Annotated in this window: 22 protein-coding genes; 6 read left to right on the top strand and 16 right to left on the bottom strand. The window is 58.3% G+C overall.

Annotation, left to right across the window (positions count from 1 at the left end; translation table 11 throughout):
- Nucleotides 1-260 precede the first annotated feature (260 nt).
- Nucleotides 261-503: a hypothetical protein gene (locus AC27VJ_RS13145; protein WP_488684427.1), complete on the bottom strand. Its 243-nt coding sequence runs from the start codon at nt 501-503 to the stop codon at nt 261-263.
- A 125-nt stretch (nt 504-628) separates the two neighbouring features.
- Between AC27VJ_RS13145 and AC27VJ_RS13140 the strand changes: the two genes are divergently transcribed.
- From AC27VJ_RS13140 to AC27VJ_RS13125, 4 genes are all read left to right on the top strand, one after another.
- Nucleotides 629-1,642: an ABC transporter substrate-binding protein gene (locus AC27VJ_RS13140; RefSeq protein WP_488684426.1), complete on the top strand. Its 1,014-nt coding sequence runs from the start codon at nt 629-631 to the stop codon at nt 1,640-1,642.
- Nucleotides 1,643-1,903: 261 nt separating this feature from the next.
- Entirely contained in the window at nt 1,904-2,812 is a 909-nt protein-coding gene (locus tag AC27VJ_RS13135; RefSeq protein ID WP_488684425.1) for an ABC transporter permease, read from the top strand.
- Complete coding sequence (locus tag AC27VJ_RS13130) at nt 2,805-3,890, top strand: quaternary amine ABC transporter ATP-binding protein (protein ID WP_488684424.1); 1,086 nt, start codon at nt 2,805-2,807, stop codon at nt 3,888-3,890. Before AC27VJ_RS13135 ends, AC27VJ_RS13130 begins: the two co-directional genes overlap by 8 nt.
- Nucleotides 3,891-4,112: 222 nt before the next feature.
- Nucleotides 4,113-4,391: a hypothetical protein gene (locus AC27VJ_RS13125; RefSeq protein WP_488684423.1), complete on the top strand. Its 279-nt coding sequence runs from the start codon at nt 4,113-4,115 to the stop codon at nt 4,389-4,391.
- A 187-nt stretch (nt 4,392-4,578) separates the two neighbouring features.
- Here the strand turns inward: AC27VJ_RS13125 and dmeF are convergent, their stop codons facing one another.
- The gene (dmeF, locus tag AC27VJ_RS13120; protein WP_488684422.1) at nt 4,579-5,574 is read right to left on the bottom strand and encodes a CDF family Co(II)/Ni(II) efflux transporter DmeF; all 996 of its coding nucleotides are present in this window, start codon (nt 5,572-5,574) and stop codon (nt 4,579-4,581) included.
- Between the two features lie 9 nt (nt 5,575-5,583).
- Nucleotides 5,584-5,856, bottom strand: coding sequence for a Ni(II)/Co(II)-sensing transcriptional repressor DmeR (gene dmeR / locus AC27VJ_RS13115; protein ID WP_113086262.1), 273 nt, complete (start codon nt 5,854-5,856; stop codon nt 5,584-5,586).
- Nucleotides 5,857-5,987: 131 nt separating this feature from the next.
- Between dmeR and AC27VJ_RS13110 the strand changes: the two genes are divergently transcribed.
- Nucleotides 5,988-6,488, top strand: a complete 501-nt coding sequence (locus AC27VJ_RS13110) for a hypothetical protein (protein ID WP_488684421.1) — start codon at nt 5,988-5,990, stop codon at nt 6,486-6,488.
- Nucleotides 6,489-6,567: 79 nt separating this feature from the next.
- Nucleotides 6,568-6,981, top strand: coding sequence for a MerR family transcriptional regulator (locus AC27VJ_RS13105; protein ID WP_113086259.1), 414 nt, complete (start codon nt 6,568-6,570; stop codon nt 6,979-6,981).
- A 22-nt stretch (nt 6,982-7,003) separates the two neighbouring features.
- On the opposite strand, the gene AC27VJ_RS13100 is transcribed toward AC27VJ_RS13105, so the two are convergent.
- The 13 genes from AC27VJ_RS13100 to AC27VJ_RS13040 all read right to left on the bottom strand — a co-directional run bounded on the left by AC27VJ_RS13100 (nt 7,004) and on the right by AC27VJ_RS13040 (nt 21,651).
- Nucleotides 7,004-8,578 carry an FGGY-family carbohydrate kinase gene (locus AC27VJ_RS13100; RefSeq protein WP_488684419.1) on the bottom strand — a complete coding sequence of 525 codons (1,575 nt, stop codon included), beginning with the start codon at nt 8,576-8,578 and terminating at the stop codon, nt 7,004-7,006.
- 64 nt (nt 8,579-8,642) lie between these two features.
- Entirely contained in the window at nt 8,643-9,326 is a 684-nt protein-coding gene (locus AC27VJ_RS13095) for an HAD family hydrolase (protein WP_488684418.1), read from the bottom strand.
- A gap of 16 nt (nt 9,327-9,342) precedes the next feature.
- Nucleotides 9,343-10,824, bottom strand: a complete 1,482-nt coding sequence (locus tag AC27VJ_RS13090; RefSeq protein ID WP_488684417.1) for a mannitol dehydrogenase family protein — start codon at nt 10,822-10,824, stop codon at nt 9,343-9,345.
- A gap of 83 nt (nt 10,825-10,907) precedes the next feature.
- Complete coding sequence (locus AC27VJ_RS13085) at nt 10,908-11,906, bottom strand: ABC transporter ATP-binding protein (RefSeq protein ID WP_488684416.1); 999 nt, start codon at nt 11,904-11,906, stop codon at nt 10,908-10,910.
- A gap of 11 nt (nt 11,907-11,917) precedes the next feature.
- Nucleotides 11,918-12,742 (bottom strand): carbohydrate ABC transporter permease, encoded by an 825-nt coding sequence (locus AC27VJ_RS13080; protein ID WP_488684415.1) that lies wholly within the window; start codon nt 12,740-12,742, stop codon nt 11,918-11,920.
- An 11-nt stretch (nt 12,743-12,753) separates the two neighbouring features.
- On the bottom strand, nt 12,754-13,626 hold the full coding sequence (locus tag AC27VJ_RS13075; protein WP_045228296.1) for a carbohydrate ABC transporter permease: 873 nt from the start codon (nt 13,624-13,626) through the stop codon (nt 12,754-12,756).
- 246 nt (nt 13,627-13,872) lie between these two features.
- A complete protein-coding gene (locus tag AC27VJ_RS13070) occupies nt 13,873-15,186 on the bottom strand; it encodes an ABC transporter substrate-binding protein (RefSeq protein WP_488684414.1) in 1,314 nt (437 codons plus the stop codon).
- A gap of 143 nt (nt 15,187-15,329) precedes the next feature.
- Nucleotides 15,330-16,283 (bottom strand): sugar-binding transcriptional regulator, encoded by a 954-nt coding sequence (locus tag AC27VJ_RS13065; RefSeq protein ID WP_353577892.1) that lies wholly within the window; start codon nt 16,281-16,283, stop codon nt 15,330-15,332.
- Between the two features lie 75 nt (nt 16,284-16,358).
- Nucleotides 16,359-16,940: an exopolysaccharide biosynthesis protein gene (locus AC27VJ_RS13060; RefSeq protein ID WP_488684679.1), complete on the bottom strand. Its 582-nt coding sequence runs from the start codon at nt 16,938-16,940 to the stop codon at nt 16,359-16,361.
- Between the two features lie 184 nt (nt 16,941-17,124).
- Nucleotides 17,125-17,946 (bottom strand): ABC transporter permease, encoded by an 822-nt coding sequence (locus AC27VJ_RS13055; RefSeq protein ID WP_488684413.1) that lies wholly within the window; start codon nt 17,944-17,946, stop codon nt 17,125-17,127.
- Nucleotides 17,943-18,893 (bottom strand): ABC transporter permease, encoded by a 951-nt coding sequence (locus AC27VJ_RS13050; protein ID WP_488684412.1) that lies wholly within the window; start codon nt 18,891-18,893, stop codon nt 17,943-17,945. The genes AC27VJ_RS13055 and AC27VJ_RS13050 overlap by 4 nt, the downstream gene beginning before the upstream one ends.
- Before the next feature lie 235 nt (nt 18,894-19,128).
- Complete coding sequence (locus AC27VJ_RS13045; RefSeq protein WP_488684411.1) at nt 19,129-20,667, bottom strand: ABC transporter substrate-binding protein; 1,539 nt, start codon at nt 20,665-20,667, stop codon at nt 19,129-19,131.
- An 84-nt stretch (nt 20,668-20,751) separates the two neighbouring features.
- Nucleotides 20,752-21,651: a LysR family transcriptional regulator gene (locus AC27VJ_RS13040; RefSeq protein WP_488684410.1), complete on the bottom strand. Its 900-nt coding sequence runs from the start codon at nt 21,649-21,651 to the stop codon at nt 20,752-20,754.
- Nucleotides 21,652-21,765: the final 114 nt, after the last annotated feature.

Genomic DNA, 21,765 nt, shown 5'->3' with positions numbered 1-21,765 from the left:
GCTCGGGCGTGTCCCGGGCATCTTCCACGTTGCATCCGCAGAAGCGTGATTAGATCCTCGGAACAAGCCCGAGGATGACGAATTCTCCGCATTTGGGAGAAAAATACTTCCTGAAATGATTTATTTGAGATTTTTTTCCACAAAAATCCGAATTCAGAGTTATTTGAATATATATTTGACATTAATTGCATTTTAATTTTTTATGAAGTCAAGCGACGAATATCGTCAGTAAAAAATGACAATTTGCGAAGTATTGAAAATCATCCAAAATGGTTCCGCAGCACCGCGCATGGCTGCAATGCGGCATTTTGCGTTGCAATATCATCTTCTCGCCGTATTATAAAACCCGTTGACATATTTATGCGCTTTTCCGCCGCGGTGATTGCGGCTTTCTTCGTCGCGTCTTGGCGGCTGTTCTTTGATGGGTTTTCACTCATCTTTCCGCGCATGTCATTTTGCCCTGGAGCTTTCGCAAGCGCATGCTCGTGAAATCCACGCTCCATGGCTTTAGCTCTGCGGTCTGGCAGCGGTGTCGTTTCGATGTCGCGCCGACGCTTCTGGCAGGCCGGGCTTTGCAGTGCCCCGGTATGCCTCACATAAACACTGCATTAGACTTGGGGGTCTTACAATGAAGAAACTCCTCGCCTCGACCATTCTTGTCACGGGCTTCACCCTTGCCGCCGCCGCTGGCGCAAGCACCGCCAACGCCGCTGAGACCTGCGGCAATATCTCCATCGCAGAAATGAACTGGGCATCCGCGGGTGTTGCGGCTTACGTCGATAAGTTCATCATGGAAAACGGCTATGATTGCACGATCGATATCGTGACCGGCGACACCACACCCACCTTCACCTCCATGAATGAAAAAGGCCAGCCGGATATGGCGCCTGAAATGTGGGTGAACACGCTGGGCTCACCTTACGAAGAGGCCGTCAAATCCGGCAATCTCATTCAGGAAGTCAAAATCCTGAACGACGGGGGCGTGGAAGGCTGGTGGATTCCGAAATATCTCGCCGACGCCCATCCTGACATCAAGACCGTGGAAGATGCGCTCAAGCATCCTGAACTGTTCCCGGCACCGGAAGATGCCAGTAAGGGTGCAGTCTTCGGTTGCCCGCCAGGCTGGGGTTGCCAGCCAACGACGGCCAATCTCTTCAAGGCACGCAAGGCCGATGAAAAGGGCTTCACCCTGGTTGACACCGGCTCCGGTGCTGGCCTCGATGGCTCCATTTCCAATGCCTATGAAAAGAAGCAGGGCTGGCTCGGTTACTACTGGGCACCGACTGCCATTCTGGGCAAATACGATATGGTCAAGCTGGAAGACGGCGTCGAACTGGACCGCGAAGCCTACGACAATTGCATCGCCAAGCCAGATTGCGCCGACCCCAAGCCCAACGCCTATCCGGTTGCCGAAGTGTTTACGGTCGTAACCAAGGAATTTGCCGAAAAGGCCGGTCCTTCCGTTGAATACGTCAAGAAGCGCCAGTGGGGCAACGACACGGTTGCCGAAGTTCTGGCCTGGATGGATGAAAACCAGGGCACCAATGAAGACGGTGCGGCCTATTTCCTCGAAAACCACGAGGAAATCTGGACGAAGTGGGTTTCGCCAGAGGTGGCGGAGAAGATCAAGGCTTCGATGTGATGGGTGCGGGGGGTGGCCATGATCCTTTGTGGTCTTGGCTCACCCCCCTCTGCCCTGCCGGGCATCTCCCCCTCAAGGGGGGAGATCGACCTGTGGCAACCTCCCGATCAACTTAAACGTCGCGACTTTGGCAATGTTTGAGCGTCTTGCCGATCTCCCCCCTTGAGGGGGAGATGTCCGGCAGGACAGAGGGGGGTATGCCGCGAACTCCGCATCAACCCGGCATGCACCGTCCTAAATCAACAAGGGAAAACAACAATAATGGCCCTCTGTAATGTTCTGCCGGATATGCTGTGCAAGTTTCCGGCCCTCTCCAACAGCACCATGCGCGTGGCACGCAAGACGATTGATGACGGGTTTCGCGATCTCGTTCGAAGCTACGGCGATATCATCGATACCGTGGTGCATCCGCTGCAAATGTTTCTCAACGCGTCCGAACGGTTTTTCATTCAGACGCCGTGGATCGTCATATTTCTCGGTCTGCTGGCGCTGGTGCATCTGGCCGGACGCAGTATTCGCATCACGCTCGGTACCGCTGTCTCGCTGTGTCTGATCGGCTTTGTCGGCCTGTGGCGCGATGCGATGACGACGCTGTCCATTGTGGCCATTGCGACGCTGATTGCCGTCATCATCGGTCTGCCGCTCGGCATTCTGATGGCGCGGTCCGAGCGGCTGCAACGCTTCATCAATCCCACGCTGGACGTGATGCAGACGATGCCGAGCTTCGTCTATCTCATTCCCGTTGTCGTCATCTTCGGTATCGGCAAGGTGCCGGGACTGATTGCGGTCGTCATCTATGCCGTACCCCCGATGATCCGCCTGACCAATCTGGGCATTCGCATGGTAGACCGGGAAACGCTGGAAGCGGCTGATGCCTTCGGCTCGTCCAACACCCAGAAGCTGTTCAATGTGCAGCTGCCATTGGCGCTGCCCACCATCATGACCGGCATCAACCAGACCATCATGATGTCGCTCGCAATGGTCGTTGTCGCCTCCATGGTTGGCGTCGGCGGGCTGGGCAAGAATGTGCTTCAGGCCATCAACAACCAGTTCTTCACAATCGGCTTTCTGAATGGCTTTGCGCTGGTGGCCATCGCCATCATGTTTGACCGCGCAAGCCAAGCCTTCGGCAAGCGTCTGCAGAAATACCGCGAGGTGCAACATGGCTAACGGCATTGAAATCAAGAATCTCTACAAGATATTCGGCAAGCACCCCGAGAAACATCTCGAGGCCGTTCGAAACGGTATGAGCAAGAGCGAACTGAACGATGTGCACAATCACGTTCTAGGCCTCAACAACATCAACATCACCATGCCCGGCGGCAAGATTACCGTGGTCATGGGGCTCTCGGGCTCCGGCAAGTCCACGCTGATTCGCCACATCAACCGGCTGATCGAGCCGACGGCGGGCGAAGTGGTTTATGACGGGCAGGATATCTGCTCCATGAGCGGCTCTGACCTGCGCGATTTCCGCCGCCACAAGACCGCTATGGTGTTCCAGAAATTCGGCCTGCTGCCGCACCGCACCGTGCTGGAAAACAGCGTCTATGGTCTGGATATTCAGGGCGTATCGCGCAAGGAGAGCATCGAGAAAGGCCGTTACTGGCTGAACCGGGTTGGCCTCGATGGTTACGAAGACTATTACCCCAACCAGCTGTCCGGCGGCATGCAGCAGCGTGTGGGTCTTGCCCGTGCGCTGACCAATGATGCCGACATTCTGCTGATGGATGAGGCCTATTCCGCGCTCGACCCGCTGATCCGCGTCGATATGCAGACCATGCTGCTGGATCTTCAGCAAGAGTTGAAGAAGACCGTCGTCTTCATCACCCATGATCTGGATGAGGCGCTGCGGCTGGGCGACCATATCGCCATCCTGAAAGACGGCGAGATGGTGCAGCAGGGCGACGGTCAGAGCATCATTCTGTCCCCGGCAAACGAATATGTCAGCGACTTCGTGCGCGACGTGAACCGTGGCCGCGTGTTGCAGGCAACCACCGTGATGGACCCAGTCATGACAGCGCCCGAGAGTATGTCGGTTCTGGAAACGGACACGCTGGAAAACATCGCCCGCGACATGACCGATGCCAACGAGACCACCGCGCATGTGGTGGACGAAGACGGCAAGCCGGTCGGCAGCATCGGCATCGAAACGCTGGTGGCCGCCATGGTAACGCCTGCCACGCAGGAAACAGAACCGACGGAGCAGGCAGTGCCTGAGCCGGAGGAAGCGGAAAAGAAGATCGCCTGATCCCCGACTCACCCCTCCGCGACTCACGTTGCGGAGGGCAACTGACGTAAGGGAATCGGCTCAAACGGGCATATTTCGCGCTTTTGCAACCCCAAAATGCGAAAACGAAGCAGCACTTTCCATGCTGTCAAGCGAAGAACAGGCATCAAACGCAATCACGCAAGTTTCGCACAAGGTTCAGCGGTTAATAAATCGTTAATTGATCTTGGAAGAGGCTTTGCAATGAATATCGATAATAATATCGGCGGCTCTGCGCATCAAAGCCGCTCTCACCATATTGAAAAGAGACAGACGGAATCGGTTGCGCCCGAGCAGCAGCAGGCCGCCCTCAGCGGCAGCAAGATTTCCTTCGTGAATGCACTCGAATCCACGTCGCTTGCCAATGTCCTTTGGACCGTCAACAACGACGCGACCGCAGATGCGCCTGCCGCGCAAAGCACGATCGAAGCGACCATGCCGCTGGACAGCGCCTGGCTTCGTCAAGCCTATACGGAACATTGATCTCTGCACGACTCAGACTGCCCACACTGCGTTTACGTGGCCAGCAAGCATATTTTTGATTAACAGTTGATTAATTGATGAAGAGGCCGCGCCCAAAGTTTTCGCGCCGCCCCACATTCACTCTTTGCGGCTTGCGTTATGACGACGCGCGCCAAACTCCCCGTGCTGTGCTTGTCACACAAACCCATCAAGCCGGATGGGCGGCATCGATCTCCACCGTAATATGCGACAGTTCATGGATCGCTGCCAGCTTCTGCCGATAGAATGACGGCGCTTGCGGTGACGGCGACTTGATGGCGACGATGGCCGCGTGATGCCCCGGCCCCACCTGCCAGACATGCAGATCGGTGATCCGCTCGTCCGCCGTTTCGACAGCACTTCGAATTTCCTGCGACAAATCCTGCGCTTCAGGGGCTGCATCCACCAGCACCGATGCGGTGGAGCGCAGCAGACCCCAGGACCAGCGGGCAATGACGATGCCACCGACAATGCCCATGGCGGGATCGAGGAATGTCCAGCCGTTCCATTTGCCGAGCAGCAAAGCGACGATGGCGAGAACCGATGTCAGCGCGTCTGCCAGAACATGCAAGTAAGCAGAGCGTAGATTATTGTCCTTGCTGCCATGGTTGTCGTGGTGAGCGTGGGCGCCATGATGGGCATGGCTTCCATGATGAGCGTGGCTGCCGTGTTCATGACCGTGATGATGGTGGTGGTGGTGGTCGTCCTTCAGCAGCCATGCGCTGACGAGATTGACCACGAGGCCGATGGCGGCAACCACGATGGCCTGATTGAAATCGATCTCGACAGGCGAAAAGAAACGCAGCAGGCTTTCCCAGGCAATCATCAGAGCCGCAACGCCCAAAACGACCGCACTGGCGAAACCGGCGAGATCGCCGAACTTGCCGGTGCCGAAGGTGAAACGGGCGTTCTTGATCTGTCGGCGGGCATAGAGATAGGCGAGCGCCGAAATCAGCATGGCACCGGCATGGGTCGCCATATGCCAGCCATCCGCCGTCAAAGCCATGGAACCAAACCAGCTGCCCGCCGCAATTTCCGCCACCATCATCGCCGTGGTCAAGGCGATGACCGCCCAGACCCGGCGCTCGTTGCGCGCGTGGTTCTGGCCAAGAAAGACGTGGCTATGCGTGCCGGATGCGTGGGAATGATCAGTCGTTGCGGTCATGGCGCACCTTTATCGAATGTAAGTTTTGAGAACCTGCGCCAGCTCTTCCGTGGCGCGCGCACGCTCGTCTTCGTTTTCGGCGTGCAGGACGTGTTCGTGCAGATGCTCTAGCATCACCTCCCCCGTCAGGCCGGACAGCGCACCGCGCACGGACGCCAGCAGTTGCAGCACCTCGCCACAAGGCTTGCCGCCTTCCAACGCCCGCTCAACCGCCTCCATTTGCCCTTTCAGGCGGCGCGTGCGGGCCAGAAGCTTGTCCTTATTCTGGATGGTGTGTGACATGAGGTTCTTCCATATAGTATAGGGGGGTATACTATATCATAGAGTTGCGACAGGCAATCCATTCAAAACACAACTTTTGCGCAAGCTGACGATGGCATGACTCAACTCTCAAATTTTAAGGGAGAGTTTGCATGACCGTCTATCCAGTCTCTTCGTCCGACCAATATTATCTGGGATACGCAGGCCAAAAAGCCGATGACGAGTCCGGCGCGCAATTCCAGTTCGCGCTTGAGGAACAAGCCTCGGACACGGAGGAGCAGACTGGTCCGGTGTCCTTATGGGATTACCAGGGGCCAACCTTTGCCGTGTCCATTTCCAGCGCTTTATGGGAACTCGACAGTAAAAGAGAGCCGGAGACCATCGAGGACAAGCAAAAGACACTCGACGCGAAATCCAAGGCACTCACCGAGGAATTTCTGAAATTCTCGGAAATGACGCCTGCAGAAAAAATCCGTGCCATCGTGCTGGGGGATTTGGAATTAACAGAGGAGAAACTGGCTGCGCTTCCGCCGGAAGAGCGTCAGGCTATAGAGGATATGATTAAAGAAGCGATCGAGCGTGCGCTTGGCATCGACCAGATTGCCGGATCGTCAGGCACGACGGACACGGTGGATGGTTTGCAGACCAAGTAATTGACGACGCCCTGCATCTCATTGCGTCAACCTCTCCTCTCACCTATATCTCTAGAAGCTAGAGATATGAGGAGCGGTCATGTATTCCATCGGCGATCTTTCGCGACACACCGGCGTCAAGGTGCCGACCATTCGCTATTACGAGCAGATGGGCTTGTTGCGCGCGGCAGAACGGTCAGAAGGCAACCAGCGACGGTATGAAAAGACCGATCTGGAGCGGCTTGCCTTCGTGCGCCATGCCCGCGACCTTGGCCTCAACATCGATGCCATTCGCGAGCTGATTGCGCTCAGCCAGCACCGCGAAATGCCCTGCGATGGCGCAGATCGCATCGCCGCCGATCATCTGGTCAGCGTGCGGGAAAAGATCGCCAAACTGAAGAAGCTGGAACACGAGCTGGAGCGGATCGTCTCCCATTGCGACGGTCATTCGATCGAGGATTGTTATGTGATCCGCGCGCTATCGAACCATGCCCTGTGTGAACACGAGCATTGAGGGCCTCGAACGTCTTTCCTTGTTAGATCGCTTCCAGTTCTTCGCGGTGGCGGTACATGGCAAGGAAACGGCGATAGTCGCGGTCGTAACGCCGCGTGCCGGCGTCGCTGGACCGTTTCTCTTCCCCGCCAGGATACATGGCCGCACCGGCAGCGGCGAGACCCGGATGCACCCCGCCCGCAGACGCCGCTGTCATGGCCGTGCCGAGCAGCACGGCGTCGGCCGTTGCCGGGACGACGATGCGTTTTCCGGTAACGTCGGCGTAAAGTTCCATCAGGATGGGATTGTGCACATGGCCGCCGGTGACATGCAGGGTGTCCACCCTGTAGCCAAAGCCTTCCATGGCATCCAGCACATGTCTCGCGCCCAGCGCGATGGAGACGGCGGTGCGCCAATAGAGGCGGCAGAGGCTGTCGAAGGAGGTGTCGAGCGTCAGCCCGCTGACGACGCCACGGGCATGCGGGTCGGCCAATGGCGAGCGGTTGCCGTGGAAATCCGGCAGGACATGCAGATGCTCCGCAAACATCTCGCCTTCCGCTTGGCGCAAAGACAGCACGCGGTCCACGATACGAGCATGGAGCGCCGACGTCGGTTCACCACCAGCGGCGTGCATGCGCACGACGTGGTCCAGCAGCGCGCCGGTGGCCGATTGCCCACCCTCGACCAACCAATGGCCGGGAAGCACCGCCTGCCAATATGGCCCCCAAAGGCTGTGACCGGGCATGCGTTTGGGCGTCAGCGTGACGAGGCAACTGGATGTCCCTGCGATCAAGGCGACATTGCTTCCGACATCCGATTGCAGGCTGCCGCCGAGCGCACCCAGGGCACCGGCATAAGCATCGATCATGCCTGCCGCGACTTCGCAGCCGGTGTCTAGGCCCAGTTCTTCAGCCGACTGAGGGGAAAGCTTGCCGACGCTCTGGCCGGGCTCGACTGTTTCTTTGGGAAGGTTGCCGCGCTCCAGGAGGTCACCGACACCGGCCATTTCGAGATAATCCTGGCTCCAGCCTTTTCCTTCATGTGCCAGAAAATTCCATTTGGCCGTCAGCGTGCAATTGGAACGCTTCGCGCTACCGCTGGCCTTCCATGTCAGGAAATCCGCGAGATCGAAGAAATATCCGGCCTTGGCCCAGCTTTCGGGCAGATGTTTCTTTAGCCACATCAGCTTGGGCATCTGCATTTCCGGGGAGATCGATCCGCCTGCAAAATCCAGAACGGGGTGGCCGGAGGTGCTCAGAAAATCGGCCTGCGCAATGGCGCGGTGATCGAGCCAGACGATGGTGTCGAAGCGGTCTTCGCCTGTCGTGGAGACGGTAACCTGCTGGCCCTGCGGCCCGCGCACGACGAGCGAACAGGTGGCATCGAAACCGATGGCCGCGACGGAGGATGGGGGAATGGCGGCATCTGCCATGGCGTGACGCACGACGAAGCAGACGGCATTCCAGATATCGGCGGAATCATGCTCGGCGTGGTTTTCCTTGGGGCGCTGCATGATGATAGGGTGGGTTGCCCGCGCAATCAACCTGCCGCTCGCATCGAAAACGCCAGCGCGAGCGCTGCCCGTGCCGACATCGACAGCAACAAGATATTGACGCATCAAGCTAAATTCCCATCCCTCAATCGCGACCCTTCAGCACGGGTGCCGATGGCACCCGCAGCCGCTAACTCCGCGCAGTTTGATCGGCCACAAGTTGGACCAAATCCGGCATGGCGTCAAACACCAGATCGGGTTTCAGGCTGGCAATATGGTCACGAAATGCAGGGAAACGGGCATGGGAGCCGCCGGTGAAGGCAAAGACGCGCATTCCTGCCGCCTTGGCAGCGGCAATTCCGGCAGGGCTGTCTTCGATGACAATGCAATGGCTAGGCTCCACCTGCATCTGGCCTGCGGCATGCAGGAAGAGATCGGGGGCTGGCTTGCCGTTTTTGACCATCGTCGCGCTGAAAATATGCGGTTCGAGCTTGTCCAAGAGACCTGTCAGCCCCAGGGAATAGCGAATGCGCTCCGGCTGGCTGGAGGACGCGACGCAGCGCGGCACGGACAGGCGATCCAGCGTCTCGGCCATGCCGTCGATCGCTTTCAGCTCATCGCGAAAACGCTGAAAGAGTTCGCTGCGCATGTGTTCGAGGAAGTCGATGTCGGTTTCGACACCGTATTCTTCCCAAAGCGTCGCCGTCATACTAGCGACGCTGCGGCCGAGGAAACGCTGATAGGCCTCCTCTTCGGTGATCTGGACGCCCTGATGGGCGACCATGTCGATCAGGACAGCTATGGAAACCGGCTCGCTATCCACGAGAACGCCGTCGCAATCAAAGATCAGCAAAGGCGCGTTCCCGGTTTGCATGGCACATCTCTTTTCGTCAGCTGACGAGTTTGTTTTGAAGGTAAAGTTCAAGCGTTTCAGCCGTACCCTTCTCCCACAACGTCTTCAAGGCATGGGCGAAGCGTTTGCGGAAAAGGTCAGATTTGGCGACCTCGCCGAAGATATCGTCCAGCGCCAGAAACGCCATCGGATCGTCCTTGGCCTTGATGGCGGCGGCCTGAAGGCGTTCGGCACTGGCATCGTTGAAGACGATCTTTGCGCCGCTATCGGACGTGCCGTGGAAATAACGGCACCAGAGCGCCGAGACCAGCGACAAGCCAACGATATCATCACCCTTTTCAAGACGATCTGCCGTGGATGGAAGGATGAATTTCGGCTGACGGTTGGAGCCATCCTGCGCCAAGCGCGGAATGGTGTCGCCGATCTTGGGGTTGAGGAAACGCCGTTCGATCAGATCGAAATATTCGTTGAGATCCGTGTTCGGCACCGGCGGAATGATCGGGATGATCTCTTCCTTTTCCAGCTTGGCAAGGAAAGCGCGGATCAGCGGATGCTCCATCGCCTCATGCACGAAGTGGATGTCGAGAAGCGCTGCCGGATAGGCAATCGCCGCATGACCGCCATTGAGGATGCGGATTTTCATGTGCTCATAGGGCGCAACTTCCGGCACGAACTGAACGCCGACCTTTTCCAGTGCCGGACGACCAGCGGGGAAATTGTCTTCCATCACCCACTGCTTGAACTCTTCGCAAAAGACTGGCCAATTGTCGTCGATGCCGAAATCATCGCGGGCGATATCGCGCTCGCGGTCGCCCGTGGCGGGCGTGATGCGGTCCACCATGGAATTGGGGAAGGAAACGGTGTCACTGATCCAGTTGGCAAAGGCCGGATCGGAGAGTGCCGCCAGCCCGACGACCGCGTTTTTTGTGACCTTTCCGTTGTGCGGAATGTTATCGCAGGACATGACGGTGAAGGGCTGGATGCCCTTGTCCTTACGGGCTTTCAGGCCAGCGACGATGAGGCCGAAGACCGTCTTGGGAGCTACCGGGTTCTTGCCGTCTTCGGCAATGGCCGGGTGCTGCGGATTGAATTTGCCCGACGCATCGATGAAATAGCCGCCTTCGGTGATCGTCATCGAGACGATGCGGATTTTCGGGTCGGCCAGCGTTTCGATGGTGGCGGCGCTGTCGCCAATCGGCAGGATATCGATCATGGGTCCTGTGACGCGCGCGCCGGTGCGGTTGTTGTCCTGCTCCACCACGGTCGTCAGGAAATCCTGCGCTGCAAGCTTTTCGCGCATGACGGTGTCAGATGGCAGAACGCCCGCACCGATGATGGCCCAGTCATGATCGGCACCGGTGTTGAACAGATCGTCCAGATAGATTGCCTGATGGGCGCGGTGGAAATTGCCCACGCCGAAATGCACGATACCGGCGGAAAGGTCGCTGCGCGAATAGGACGGAACGGAGGCCGTTGCCTTGACCTGATCGAGCGTTGCGAGCGAGAGTTTTGATGTCATGAGACGATCCTCGAATTTCCTGTCATGGAGCAATCGCCATGGTTCGTCGCTGATGCGGCCAGCCATGGCGATGCGGTCTGGCGCTAGATGGCGAGACCCTTGCTATCGAACTTGTGGATTTTGCTGTCATCCGGCGTGATGAAAACGGTATCGCCATGCTGGCACGCAAACTCGCCACCGGCACGGGCGGTGATCATGCCGATATCGTCGACATTGATGTGAATGAAAGTGTCGGAGCCGAGATGTTCGGCCACCGTGACTTTGCCCTGCCACAGGCCGCTGTCCTTGGACAGCAGCAGATGTTCCGGGCGAACGCCAACCGTGTCAGCACCCTTGGCCTGCGCATAGGCACCCTTGACGAAATTCATGCGCGGCGAGCCGATGAAGCCTGCAACGAAGAGATTGCGTGGCGTCTTGTAAAGCTCCATCGGAGAGCCGACCTGCTCGATATTGCCGCGATTGAGCACGACGATCTTGTCGGCCATGGTCATGGCTTCCACCTGATCGTGGGTGACGTAGATCATCGTGGTCTTGAGCGTATTGTGCAGCTCGGAGATTTCCAGCCGCATCGTGCCGCGAAGCGAAGCATCGAGGTTAGACAAGGGCTCATCGAACAGGAACGCCGAGGGTTCGCGCACAATGGCGCGACCGATGGCAACTCGCTGGCGCTGACCGCCCGAAAGCTGCGAGGGGCGACGGTCGAGATAGTCGGTGAGGTTCAGAACGCTTGCGGCATCATTGACCTTCTTGTCGATGACGGCCTTGTCGAGCTTGGCCATTTTCAAGGGAAAGCCGATATTGTTGCGCACGCTCATATGCGGATAAAGCGCGTAGGACTGGAACACCATGGCAAGGCCGCGTTCCGCCGGTGCCTTCTCACTCACATCTTTGCCATCAATGATGATCTGACCACCGGTCACATCCTCAAGACCCGCAATGAGGCGCAGGAGCGTGGACTTGCCACAGCCGGAAGGGCCGACGAACACCACGAACTCGCCATCTTCGATATCGAGATCGATGGAGGGAATGACCTTGGCTTCACCAAAGACCTTGGAAACTTTTCTAAGGGAAATGCTGCCCATTTTCTTATTCCTTATTTCACCGCGCCGAAGGTCAGGCCGCGAACGAGTTGTTTCTGGGAGAACCAGCCAAGCACGAGGATCGGCGCAATCGCCATCATCGAAGCGGCAGACAGCTTCGCCCAGAACAGACCCTGCGGGCTGGAGAAGGAGGCGATGAAGGCCGTCAGCGGTGCGGCATTGGTGGTGGTGAGACGAATGGTCCAGAAGGATTCGTTCCACGCCAGAATGATGTTGAGGAGAAGCGTCGAGGCAATGCCGGGGATCGCCATCGGCGTCAGCACATAGACGATCTCGTTCCACAGCGATGCGCCATCCATGCGGGACGCTTCGAGGATTTCACCCGGAATTTCCCGGAAGTACGTGTAGAGCATCCACACCACAATCGGCAGATTGATGAAGGTGAGCATGATGGTGAGACCGATGCGGGTATCAAGCAGGCCGGCATTGCGGAAAATGAGATAGATCGGCACCAGCACCGCCACCGCAGGCATCATCTTGGTGGAGAGCATCCACATCAGAATATCCTTGGTGCGCTTGGTGGGCGAAAACGCCATGGCCCAGGCCGCAGGGATCGCGATCAGAAGAGCCACGATAGTAGAGCCGACAGACAGGATCACCGAGTTCATGAACGGCTTGAAGTAATCACGCTGCGTGTTGACCGTGATGTAGTTTTCAAACGTGCCCGATGGCCAGAGGCTGAAGCCCGCAATGGCTTCAGGTTCCGTCTTCAGTGATGTCAGGAAGGCGTAGAGGATGGGGAAGAACAACAGAAGCGCGATAACCCAGGCGGCAATGGTGAAGCCGATTTTGGAGCGCGTCGAGACTTTACGAGCCATGATCCTGTCTCCTATCGATCGAGGTTCTTGCCGACGGCGCGCATCAGGAAGATGGCGACGACGTTAGCAAGGATGACGGCGATGATGCCACCGGCGGATGCTCCACCCACATCATAGCCCAGCAGCGCCGTGCGATAGATGAGGAAGGCGAGATTGGTCGAGGCATAGCCCGGGCCACCATTGGTGGTGACGAGGATTTCCGCGTAGACGCCGAGCAGGAAGATCGTCTGGATGAGAATGACGACAGTGATGGCACGCGCCAAATGCGGCAGCGTCAGATAGATGAAGCGGCTGAAGAAGCTCGCGCCATCCATTTCGGCGGCTTCCTTCTGCTCGCCATCCAGCGACTGAAGTGCTGTCAGCAAAATGAGCGTTGCGAAAGGCAGCCACTGCCATGCCACGATGATGACGATGGACAGCAGCGGAAACTGCGAGAACCAGTCTATCGGCTGAAATCCGAAGAACCTCGATAGGTCCGCCAGCACCCCGTAACCGGGATGCATGATCATGTTCTTCCAGACGAGAGCCGCAACGGGTGGCATGACGAAGAAGGGCGAGATGACCAGAATGCGCACGATGCCCTGCCCGAAAATGGGCTGGTCCAGCAACAGCGCAATGCCGATGCCGCCGATGACGGTGATCATCAGCACGCCACCGACGATGACCAGCGTGTTCCAGATGGACTGGAAGAAGGCCGGGTCGGTGTAGAAATACTGGTAATTGAACAGGCCAGCGAAGCTGACATTGGCCGGGTTCAGCAGATTATAGTTCTGAAACGAATACCACAGCGTCATCGACAGTGGCACGATCATCCAGACCAGAAGCAGGATGACCGAAGGCGCCATCATGATCCGCGCTAGGTTCTTGGTGTTTTGCGTCGCCATCGGATGGCTTCCTCCGCCTTCTGAGCTTGGTGTCGAAGACCCCCTCTGGCCTGCCGGCCATCTCCCCCACAAGGGGGGAGAAACCGTGCCGCAAACGCCGAAGTTCACTCGGGGCGACAGCGGTGCGGCGGATTAAGCCCCTCCCCCTTGTGGGGAGGGGTTGGGGAGGGGATTTCACGGAAACATAACGGCTTTGAATATACCCGCCGCCCGACCCTCAGAGCCGGACGGCGATCTTCGGGAGGATTATTTGATATATCCCGAGCGGGTCATTTCGCGCGTAGCCGTGGACTGAGCACCGGCAAGAGCGTCATCGACGCTGGATTGACCGGCAACGACTGCCGAGAACAGCTGACCGACTGTGGTGCCGAGCGACTGGAACTCAGGAATGGCCACGAACTGACCGCCTGTGTAAGGCACCGGCTTGACGGTTGGCTTGGTGATATCAGCCGCGTTCATGGCAGCCAGCGTCGGCGCTGCAAAGCCTGCCGCCTTTTCGTAATCCGCGTTCTTGTAGAGCGAGGTACGGGTGCCAGGAGGAACGTTGGCCCAGCCATCCTTGGATGCGACGAGCTGCGTGTAGTCCTTGCTGGTTGCCCAGGCGATGAACTTTTCAGCGGCGTCAGCCTTCTTCGAGCTCTTCGGAATGGCGAGGTTCCAGGACCAGAGCCAGTTGCCATGGTTCTTCAACTCGGCGTGCGTCGGGAACAGCGCGTAGCCAACCTTGTCGGCAACCTTGCTATCCTTCGGGTTCGACACGAAGGATGCAGCCACCGTGGCGTCGATCCACATGCCGCATTTGCCCTGCTGGAACAGCGTCAGGTTTTCGTTGAAGCCGTTGGAGGAAGCACCGGACGGACCGGCATCCTTCATCAGGTCAACGTAGAACTGAAGCGCATTCTTCCACTCAGGCTGATCGAACTGGGGCTTCCAGTTCTCATCGAACCAGCGACCACCAAAGGAGTTGGTGAGAGCCGTGATGAAGGCCATGTTTTCGCCCCAGCCGGCCTTGCCACGAAGGCACATGCCGTTGATGTCGCCCTTACGGTCGGTGATCTTGCGGGCTGCGTCGCCGATGAATTCCCATGTCGGGTTTTCCGGCATCTTCAGGCCTGCTTTTTCAAACAGGTCCTTGCGATACATGATCATGGCGGATTCGCCATAGAATGGTGCAGCGTAAAGCTTGGAATCGACAGTCAAACCACCCTTGATCGAGGGCAGCATGTCGGCAACGTCATAGTTGTCGCCGAGCTTTTCGAGCGGCAGAAGCCAGCCCTGCTTGGCCCAGATCGGAACTTCGTAATTGCCGATGGTCATGATGTCATACTGGCCGCCATTGGTGGCGATATCGGTGGTGACGCGTTCGCGCAGGACGTTTTCTTCCAGCGTGACCCATTCAACCTTGATATCTGGGTTCTTGGCGGTGAATTCGGATGTCAGTCCCTGCATGCGGATCATATCGCCGTTGTTGACGGTGGCGATGGTCAGCGTTTCTGCGGAAGCGAGGCCCGAAAAGGCGAGAGCCGAGCACGCGCCCAGCAGAAGTGTCTTCAAAGTCATGATCTTCCTCCCAGAAGAAGTTTGTGAGCATTCGCTTTGCTCTAGGGCAATTACTCACTTTTGGGAGACGGAAGTCAAGCACCTACCTGCGCTGCGATGCACAAGGAATAGCTAACATACTGAAATAAAGGCGATATTTCTGCTCAATCTCTGAGCAAATATTCAGCCGAAGCCTCATCGGTGATAACACCGTTCAGCAGCCCGCCACGCAACGCAGCGAGAATGGCAGGTGATTTTTGTTTGCCCTGGGCAATACCGATGACCGTGCTTGTTTCGCGCGGCGGCAGGGGAACGGAGGCGACACGATCATTGATAGGCGTGTCAAGAAACTGGCCGTCGCGATCGAAAGACCAGCCACAAATCTCACCCGCACCGCCCTTGGCAATCAGGTCGCGCATCTCCTGGACCTCAAGAAATCCATCGACGCAGAGCGGCGCGTCCTCTGCCAATTGGCCCACGCCGACGAAGGTCACATTGGCGGCGGCGCCCAGCGCCAGCGTGGAGCGAACCATGGATTGCTCATGCAGCAATTCCCGCTCTTCCGCAGAGGAACAGAGAACCGGCAGAGGCATGGGAAAGTGCCGCGCCTTGATGGCATCGGCCATCGAGAAGATGACGTTGTAGTAAGCCGCAGACCCATCCGGCCCGATATTGCCGGTCAGCGAGACGATGCGATGTTGCGGGCATTCCATCGGCGGCAACTGATCGACCGCCGCTTTCAGCGTTCGGCCTGTGCCGATGGCCAGCACGATGGGATCGGTCTTGCGCAGCCAGCGCTCGATTTCCGCAGCCCCGGCCTCGGCAATGCCGACGGTGGAGGAAACACCCGCCGGATCGCTCGGCACGACCTCGACATATTTCAGCGAAAACCGCTCCCGCAGTGCCTCGCTTTTTTCCAGGCAGGCGGCAATGGGATGATCGAGCCGGACCTTGATCAGACGTTCGGCAACGGCCAATGACACGAGGCGCTGCGCCGACTGGCGAGAAATGCCCATGGCGCTGGCGATCTCGTCCTGCGTGCGACCGGCAACATAATAGAGCCACCCGGCCCGCGCCGCGTCGTCTAGCCGTCCACCTGTTTCGGATCGTCTGGCCATATACCTGCCCTTACGTCATCATCCCCACTGTGCTGACATTTTTTCAACGCCCATGTCAAACGCGGCAAGGCAAGCTCAGCCCAACAATGGTCCGATAACGAAATAAAATGCGGCCTTTGTGATGCCATAGATCACGCCGCTGACGATGGCCACCGAGACGACTGAGAGGACACCGCCCAACAGCGCAAACAGGCCATCGCGTTCCAGAAGAGCGAAGGAAAAACAACAGATTGCGATGGCGGGCAGGATATTGCCGAGCGGGATGGGCAAGGCCAGAATGACGGCGAGCAGCAGGCAGATGAGGCCGATCACGCGCTCGAAAACCGGTGACAGCAGGCCTTCCATGCGCGGGCGCAGCAGCTTTTGCACCCATAGCAAGACTGGCACGATCTTTTGTACGACGCGGGCAAAATCCTCGCGTGCGAGCGAACGATCCGCAATGACGCGCGGCAGCCACGGGCTTTTGCCCGCAAAAAGCTGGGCGGCGAGGAAGACGAGAGGCGTGCCTGTAATGGCCGATGTGCCGGGCGGTGTGGGCACGATATTGGGCAGCGCAAAGACCAGCATCAGTGCCCCGAAGGCCCGGTCTCCCATGGCAGACAGAAGATCACCGACGGAGATGCGCGCACGGCTTTCATCGCCCGCCAGTGCCTGCAGAATATCGACAAGGCCGACAGGGGTCTCGGCAGGTTCCGCCAGGGTCGGCTCGGCATCATCGACCGATAAAGCGGGATTGTCCGACAGGCGCAGCATGGGTTCTCAACTCCGAAATGACGGCCCGCTGTAGCAGATCAATGGCGGCAGCAATACGACATCCGCCTCACATTGTCGTTGGAGAGCCCTATCGGCGGGTTTTCGGGTCGAGAACATCTCTGAGACCATCACCCAGCAGATTGAAGCCGAGAACCGCCAAGGCAATGGCTAGGCCGGGGAGGATCGCAAGCCAGGGCGCGGCGGACAGATAGGTCTGCGATTCCCACAACATCCGCCCCCAGGTGGGTGCGGGCGGCGGCATGCCGAGGCCAAGGAAGCTGAGGCCCGCTTCGGTCAGAATGGCAAGACCAAGCTGGATGCTGACCTGCACGATGATGAGGTTGGTGAGGTTAGGCAGGATATGGGTAAAGGTAATGCCGCCCCTGCTGCGCCCCAGACTTTCCGCCGCCAACACGAAATCCCGCGCCCATAATTGCAGTGCCGCAGCGCAGGTCAACCGGGCAAAGACCGGCACCATGAAGGTGGCGATGGCGACGATGGCGGTGAAGCGACCGGAGCCGATGAAGGCCCCCAGCATCATCGCCGACAGAATGGGTGGCAGCGCGAAGATGATGTCACAAAGCCGCATCAGCAAAGCCTCCACGACACCGCGTTGCGCGGCGGCAAATACGCCGACCAGCGTGCCTACAGTCGCGCCGATGGCAACCGCCATGACGGCGGTGGAGAGCGAATTCCACGCCCCGACCATCAGCATGGAAAGAATATCGCGACCGAAATGATCCGTGCCCAGAAGGCCCTGCGTCAGTGGAGGTTTCAGTTTGGCGACGATCTGCATTTTCGTCGGCACCTGCGGTGTCCAGACGAGAGAGAGCAGCGCGATGGCAAGCAAAACGCCGGTGATTATGGCACCCGACAGGAGAGTGATACTACGGCGACGGGAATGTCTCATGCGGCACGCGCCCGCAATCGTGGATCGATCAGCAGATAGGCCATATCGACAAGGAAATTCATTGATATGACCAGCGCGCAGAAGAACAGCACGACCGACTGCATGACCACGATGTCGCGCTGGGTCAACGCCTGATAGGCGAGACGCCCAAGACCGGGCAGGTTGAAGACGTTTTCGACCAGCACCGTGCCTGCGATCAGAAAGGTGAATTGCAGGCCGATCATGGTGACAACGGGGATCAGCGCATTGGGCAGAACGTGCCTCCACAGGGTCGCACCCTCACCGATGCCCTTGGCCCTGATTGTGCGCACGAAATCCTCACCCATCACCTCCAGCATGGCCGAGCGGCAAACCCGCGTCAGCACGCTGGCCTGCGAAAAGGCCAGCGCCACCGCCGGAAGCACCAGCGCTTTCAGCGCCGCGCCAAACCCCGCCTGCCAGCCGGGAAAGCCGCCTGCGGGCATCCAGCCGAGCGTGGTGGAGAAGAGCAGGATCAGCAGCAGCCCGACCCAGAAGCCGGGAACCGCAATGCCCGCATGGGCAAACAGGCCGCAGAGAAAATCGATGACGCCACCTCTGTAGCGCGCGGCAAGGACGCCCAACGGCAGGGCAATGAGGATGGACAGACCGACGGCGATGAAGGCGAGTGGGAGGGTGACGGTGAGCCTGTCGAGGATGAGCCCGGCCACTGGAACGCCGTAGGTATAGGATTGCCCGAAATCGCCCCGCGCGATGGCCGCGAGCCATTGCAGGTAGCGCAGCACGAGGGGCTGATCGAGACCCATCTGTTTTTGCAGCGCTGCGAGCGTATCTGGACTGGCCGAGGTGCCGAGCATGATGGCGGCTGGGTCGCCGGGTAGCAGGCCCATGACGAAGTAGATGAGGAAGGAGACGGCCAGAAGGGTGATGAGGAGGGTTAGGATGCGGCGGGAGATGAGGGCGATCATGTGGGTGCCCGGACGACGTTGGATGATGGCGGGTGCAGCTTTCCCCCTCTGCCTGCCGGCATCTCCCCCACAAGGGGGGAGAAAGATTGGGGCGATCTCTCGACCATCTTAGAGGTTGCAGTCCGGCGGTGCGTGCGCAAAGTGCTGTCTCCCCCCTTGTGGGGGAGATGCCGGCAGGCAGAGGGGGAAACCCACACCCACTGAGCCGCACTACGAAGCAAACCCGCCATCCAACTCACTCTTCCCAACGCACATCCGCCAAAACATTCGACGGGATCGGCTCATTTTCCCAAAGCCCCTGAATCTTCTTGTCCCAAACACCAAGCTTCGGCATTACGAACAGAAACAGTGCCGGCACATCCTGCGCCAAAATCTTCTGCGCATCCCGATAAAGCTCGTCCTGCTGCGAAGGATCGGACGTTAGCTCGACATTCTTGATGATCTCGTTGAAGGTCGGGTTCTTGTAGTTGAAGTAATAGGGATCGCGCGAAAAGATATCGATATCCATCGGCTCGGCATGGGCGACGATGGTCATTTCGTAATTGGCGCCTTTGAGAACATCCGACACCCATTTTCCGGGAAATTCCGTGGTTTCGATGTTCATCGTCACGCCGATTTCGGCAAACATCGCTTGCAGGACCTGTGCGCTGCGCTGGGCATAGGCCATCTGCGGGGCCTTAATGGTGAAGGTCAGGCCGTTGGGATAACCGGCTTCCGCCAGCAACGCCTTGGCCTTTTCCGCATCATACGGGAAGACGCCGGTCGTATCGATGTAGCCGCGATCATTGGGCGTATAATGGCTGCCGATGGCGGTGCCGAAACCCGACCATGCGCCTTCAATCACGGTTTCGCGGTCCACGGCCATCATCAAAGCCTGCCGCACGCGCTTGTCGTTGAAAGGCTTGACAGCATTGTTCATGCCCGCAACCACTTTCAATTCGGTGTTGCCGATGAAGGTGCCAAGCCGCGCATCGCCCTCGAAAGAGCTCATCAATTCCGGTGCGCCGAACTCTGGGAAGGCATCGACATCGCCGGATTTCAGCGCTGCGGCCTGCGCCTGCGGATCGGGAATGAAGCGGAAGGTTGCCTTGTCGAGCGCGACGGGAACGCCCTTGCTCCAGTAATCCGGATTACGGGCCAGCTCGACCTTTTCGCCCTTGGCCCAGTTGACGAATTTGAACGGGCCAGTGCCGATGGGCGTCGTCTTGTTGGTGTCGGCAGATTTGGTGCCAACCATGACCGAGGCAGGCCAGCCGAGCCAATAGAGCAGGCTGCCGGAGGGCTGCTTCAGTTTCAGAACAAGCGTCGTCGCATCTGGCGTTTCAATGCTGTCGATGGCCGCAAAGAAGCGTTTCTGCGGATTGATGGAGGCGTCGCCGCGCGCACGGTCCAGCGATGCCTTGGCGACGGTAGAATCGAAGACTTCGCCATCGTGGAATTTCACGCCCTCATGCAGCTTGAACGTATAGGTCTTGCCGTCTTCGGAAATCTCCCAGCTATCCGCCAGTTGCGGCTGGATCTTGCCGTTCCTGTCGATGGTGACGAGACCTTCGAAGACGTTCTGCCAGGTGACCTGACCGATGAAGACGTTGGCACCGGCTGTCGGGTCAAGCCCCGCAGGCTCTGTGCCCATGCCGATGGTAATGGAATTTTTCGGCGCTGCAAAAGCCACCGTGGCGGGCAGCATGGCTGAAAGCGTGGTGGCAACGGCAAGGCCCAAGGCCAGGCGGCGTGTGAGGTTTACCGATTGCAAAAGCATGCTGCGCATCATCATCGTCTCCGGTCGAGTGGCGCCAACATTTTGTGTTCAGCGCGTTGCGAAAATCGCTACACGACAACAAGGGTAAAAATCAACCGTCTATTTCGGCAGATTGCCCATAAAGGTCTCGATAAAACTGGCAAGCGTTGCGGCGGCGAAGGACAATTCACGGTCCGGCGCAACGCAAAGCTCCATATTCGTGCGCACACCCTTTGCGCCGCTGAGCGGGATTGCGACCATCTGGCCGGACTTGATTTCTCTCATAACAGCAAGGGCAGGCAGCACCGTGGCTGCGGCGCGATCCAGCACCAGTTCTTTCAGAAATTCCAGCGAGCTTGCGGTGAAGACCGGGTCCAAGGCGATACCGGAGTCTGCAAACAGCGCATCGAAGGCCTGCCGGGCCGCGAAGGTTTTCTCCGGCAGGGCCAGCGGCATGGTGGCAAGTTCCTTCAATGAAATCGAAGACTTACCTGCCGAGGGATGATCTGCGGGAAGGATGACATCATAGCCAATCTCCCGCTTTGCGAGGATTTTGACCTCGGAGGTCTCGGGCGCAAACAGCGTGATGGCGATATCGGCCTGTGCCGACACCAGCGCATCGATAGCCTGTCTGGCGCTGGTGATATGGACCTCGAAACGCAGCTTTGGATAGGTCTGGCTGAACTGCGAGAGCGCCGGTGCCAGCAGGCTGGCGACGGTGGCACCGTTGGCATAGATCGTGACGCGCCCGCGTTCGAGTCCCTTGAGATCATCGATCAGCTGGTGGACGTGACCGAGCTCACGCAGGGTCTTTCCGGCACGTTCTGCCAGAAGCTCTCCCGCTGCCGTCAAGGTCACGCCACGGCTGGACCTCTCCACCAGCGGCGTGCCGAAGTATTCCTCCAGATTTTCGATCTGGCGGCTGACAGCAGTGGGCGCAACATTGAGATTTTCCGCCGCCGCCCGCATGGAACTGGTTCGGACAAGCTCATCGAAATACATCAATGCGCGTAGGTTCATGGTGATTTTCCGCCCCTGCCTATTTCCGTCATTTTTTAGCTAGGCCAAGTTCTCTGTCGTCATCCTCGGGCTTGACCCGAGGATCTATCCACCTCTCGGTTTTGGCAACGTGAT

It is taken from the genome of Agrobacterium sp. 20P9.1.2, from assembly GCF_057799395.1.
Note: the sequence above shows the minus strand (reverse complement) of the source record. Positions and strands in the feature narration are given on the sequence as shown.

What these genes read in the sequence shown, in the direction of transcription:
- dmeR (WP_113086262.1), bottom strand. Translation starts at nt 5,856, where the DNA reads ATGTCACACACCATCCAGAATAAGGACAAGCTTCTGGCCCGCACGCGC.
- dmeF (WP_488684422.1), bottom strand. Translation starts at nt 5,574, where the DNA reads ATGACCGCAACGACTGATCATTCCCACGCATCCGGCACGCATAGCCAC.
- AC27VJ_RS13040 (WP_488684410.1), bottom strand. Translation starts at nt 21,651, where the DNA reads ATGAACCTACGCGCATTGATGTATTTCGATGAGCTTGTCCGAACCAGT.
- AC27VJ_RS13105 (WP_113086259.1), top strand. Translation starts at nt 6,568, where the DNA reads ATGTATTCCATCGGCGATCTTTCGCGACACACCGGCGTCAAGGTGCCG.
- AC27VJ_RS13110 (WP_488684421.1), top strand. Translation starts at nt 5,988, where the DNA reads ATGACCGTCTATCCAGTCTCTTCGTCCGACCAATATTATCTGGGATAC.
- AC27VJ_RS13055 (WP_488684413.1), bottom strand. Translation starts at nt 17,946, where the DNA reads ATGAGACATTCCCGTCGCCGTAGTATCACTCTCCTGTCGGGTGCCATA.
- AC27VJ_RS13070 (WP_488684414.1), bottom strand. Translation starts at nt 15,186, where the DNA reads ATGACTTTGAAGACACTTCTGCTGGGCGCGTGCTCGGCTCTCGCCTTT.
- AC27VJ_RS13145 (WP_488684427.1), bottom strand. Translation starts at nt 503, where the DNA reads ATGGAGCGTGGATTTCACGAGCATGCGCTTGCGAAAGCTCCAGGGCAA.
- AC27VJ_RS13095 (WP_488684418.1), bottom strand. Translation starts at nt 9,326, where the DNA reads ATGCAAACCGGGAACGCGCCTTTGCTGATCTTTGATTGCGACGGCGTT.
- AC27VJ_RS13090 (WP_488684417.1), bottom strand. Translation starts at nt 10,824, where the DNA reads ATGACATCAAAACTCTCGCTCGCAACGCTCGATCAGGTCAAGGCAACG.
- AC27VJ_RS13045 (WP_488684411.1), bottom strand. Translation starts at nt 20,667, where the DNA reads ATGATGATGCGCAGCATGCTTTTGCAATCGGTAAACCTCACACGCCGC.
- AC27VJ_RS13125 (WP_488684423.1), top strand. Translation starts at nt 4,113, where the DNA reads ATGAATATCGATAATAATATCGGCGGCTCTGCGCATCAAAGCCGCTCT.
- AC27VJ_RS13080 (WP_488684415.1), bottom strand. Translation starts at nt 12,742, where the DNA reads ATGGCTCGTAAAGTCTCGACGCGCTCCAAAATCGGCTTCACCATTGCC.
- AC27VJ_RS13050 (WP_488684412.1), bottom strand. Translation starts at nt 18,893, where the DNA reads ATGATCGCCCTCATCTCCCGCCGCATCCTAACCCTCCTCATCACCCTT.
- AC27VJ_RS13140 (WP_488684426.1), top strand. Translation starts at nt 629, where the DNA reads ATGAAGAAACTCCTCGCCTCGACCATTCTTGTCACGGGCTTCACCCTT.
- AC27VJ_RS13085 (WP_488684416.1), bottom strand. Translation starts at nt 11,906, where the DNA reads ATGGGCAGCATTTCCCTTAGAAAAGTTTCCAAGGTCTTTGGTGAAGCC.
- AC27VJ_RS13065 (WP_353577892.1), bottom strand. Translation starts at nt 16,283, where the DNA reads ATGGCCAGACGATCCGAAACAGGTGGACGGCTAGACGACGCGGCGCGG.
- AC27VJ_RS13135 (WP_488684425.1), top strand. Translation starts at nt 1,904, where the DNA reads ATGGCCCTCTGTAATGTTCTGCCGGATATGCTGTGCAAGTTTCCGGCC.
- AC27VJ_RS13100 (WP_488684419.1), bottom strand. Translation starts at nt 8,578, where the DNA reads ATGCGTCAATATCTTGTTGCTGTCGATGTCGGCACGGGCAGCGCTCGC.
- AC27VJ_RS13075 (WP_045228296.1), bottom strand. Translation starts at nt 13,626, where the DNA reads ATGGCGACGCAAAACACCAAGAACCTAGCGCGGATCATGATGGCGCCT.
- AC27VJ_RS13130 (WP_488684424.1), top strand. Translation starts at nt 2,805, where the DNA reads ATGGCTAACGGCATTGAAATCAAGAATCTCTACAAGATATTCGGCAAG.